At 61.1% G+C, this 1,757-nt stretch carries 2 protein-coding genes; both read left to right on the forward strand.

The genetic code is table 11. The annotated features are described in order from the left end of the window. Window positions 1-398: 398 nt before the first annotated feature. Window positions 399-1,001 carry a DUF1326 domain-containing protein gene (locus F759_RS0135515; RefSeq protein WP_027803920.1) on the forward strand — a complete coding sequence of 201 codons (603 nt, stop codon included), beginning with the start codon at window positions 399-401 and terminating at the stop codon, window positions 999-1,001. 22 nt (window positions 1,002-1,023) lie between these two features. Then, on the forward strand, window positions 1,024-1,757 hold a 734-nt coding region (locus F759_RS0135520; RefSeq protein ID WP_027803921.1), incomplete at its 3' end, for a DUF2182 domain-containing protein.

Genomic DNA, 1,757 nt, shown 5'->3' on the forward strand with positions numbered 1-1,757 from the left:
CAACACCAGCCAGGAAACACAACTGATCGTGATCGGCGAGACGCCGAAACCCGATAGTCGAATTCACTATTCGCTGAACGCGACGTGCGAATCGTCAGGCCGTGCCGCTCGCGTGCTATGCCGATCGGCATGGGAAGGATGTGGGGCAGCCGATGAGCAAGTCGAGCATGCAATTGGGGACAGAGGCAGCCATGTTTGCGAACCTCCAGCCCCCGGGTTCGCGTAGGACCCGGCGTTCGAGATGTGCGGCCCACGGCCCCGGCCATTTCGACCTAGACTTGGATTGATTCGCTCGCCAAGTTCGGCGTCCGGATCGCCACTGACGGACGCAAACGCGCCGTGCGCGAATGCCATAAGCGCGCGCACCTGCCCGGGTCCGAACGACGGAGGTCAATGCCATGGCTGAGAACTGGAAGGTTGCCGGTACGTATTTCGAAAGCTGCAACTGCTACGCCCCGTGCAGTTGCGTTTGTCTCGGTCCGCCGTCGGATGGAGACTGCGCGGTGCTGATCGGTTGGCACGTCGATCAAGGCGAGTTCGCCGACGTGACACTGGACGGACTCAACATCGCTCTCTTTGCGTATTCGCCGGGTCACATGCTGCAAAACAAGTGGAGGGTGGCGCTTTATCTCGACGAACGCGGGACACCGACGCAGCAAGAGGCCTTGGGTAAGATCTTCTCCGGCCAAGCCGGGGGACCGCTTGCCGCGCTGGGCCCGATGATTGGCGAAGTGATGGGCGTCAAACCAGCCGCGATCGACTACCACCTCGACGGGAAGCGTCGCAGCCTTCGCATACCCGATGTCGCGGACATGGAAATCGAAGCGTTGCCTGGTCAGGATGGAGGCGACGTCACCATCAGCAATCACCCGTTTACTCCTGTCCCAGGATTCGCGGCGGTGATCGGGAAATCGACGCGCTTTCGCTTCACCGACCACGGCTTTTCCAGAGAAATCTCAGACCGAAACGGCTTCTATTCTCCGTTCGCCTACCATGGCTGAGCGAGGTTTTCGGAGTGGGTTCGTGAGGCGACGGCTGCCGGTGCGGGACCGCGTGATCGTACTGTCGGGACTCACGGCTGCCGCGACGCTCGCGTGGATTTATCTGCTGTACATGAGCTGGGGCATGGAGCACATGGACGCGGGAGCGGCCATGGCCATCATGCCGCGCATGACGGATTGGGGCGCCTTCGATCTGCTTCTGGTGCTGGCGATGTGGGCCATCATGATGGCCGCCATGATGCTCCCGTCGATCGTACCGATGGTTTTGAGTTTCGCGTTCTTGAGCCGCCAGCGGCGTACGCAACGACTGCCGTATGTGCATACGAGCGTATTTGTTCTCGGCTACCTGGCCGTGTGGTCCGGCTTCAGCCTGTTGGCGACGCTCGCGCAGTGGGGCCTGCTCGAGGCCCGCCTCGTTACACCTATGATGGTGAGCGCAACCCCGCTGCTTGGGGGCGCTCTCCTGGTCATTGCTGGAGTCTTCCAGCTGACTCCTTTAAAGCATGCGTGCCTTAGCAAGTGCGCTTCCCCCCTCGGTTTTCTTCTGACCGAATGGCGCGACGGCACCCTCGGTGCCTGGATCATGGGGTTCCGGCATGGGGCCTATTGCGTCGGCTGTTGCGGGGCACTCATGGCGTTGCTCTTCGTGTTTGGCGTCATGAACGTGCTTTGGGTTGCCGCTCTGTCGATCTACGTGATGCTGGAAAAAATGCTGCCGCAAGCGCGATGGCTTCCTTTTGCGCAGGGGTTGCTGCT

The sequence above is a fragment of the Paraburkholderia dilworthii genome (assembly GCF_000472525.1).
Taxonomy (GTDB): Bacteria; Pseudomonadota; Gammaproteobacteria; order Burkholderiales; family Burkholderiaceae; genus Paraburkholderia; species Paraburkholderia dilworthii.

Coding starts and splice junctions, on each gene's coding strand:
- F759_RS0135515 (WP_027803920.1), top strand. CDS start 399: ATGGCTGAGAACTGGAAGGTTGCCGGTACGTATTTCGAAAGCTGCAAC.